The sequence below is a fragment of the Roseinatronobacter sp. genome (genome assembly GCF_051859525.1).
Lineage (GTDB): Bacteria > Pseudomonadota > Alphaproteobacteria > Rhodobacterales > Rhodobacteraceae > Roseinatronobacter.
Map to the genome: position 1 here is coordinate 46,261 of NZ_JBHYFM010000022.1, position 272 is coordinate 46,532.

The 272-nt window shown below is 62.1% G+C and carries 1 protein-coding gene; it reads right to left on the reverse strand.

What is annotated here, in order from left to right:
- A partial coding sequence (locus ACTIE1_RS13685) for an ATP-binding cassette domain-containing protein (RefSeq protein WP_439563444.1) occupies positions 1-272 on the reverse strand: 272 nt, incomplete at both ends.

Here is a 272-nt window from a genome sequence, read left to right on the forward strand (position 1 = left end):
CCGGTCCTTCATCTGCTGCAAGACCGGAAACAGGTCATAAATACGGTCGGGAATGTGGTGCTCGGACCTTGGCAGGCAGGCAAACCCTGTTTGCAGGTTTTCCGTCACACTCATCAACGGGAACACCTCGCGGCCTTGGGGGACATAGGCGATGCCCGCGCGTGCGGCCTGCACTGCGTTCGGGTGCATCAGGTCCTGCCCGTCCAGTGTGATGGTGCCCCCCGAATAGGGGTGACGGCCCGCAATCGCGCGCAACAGGCTGGTTTTGCCCA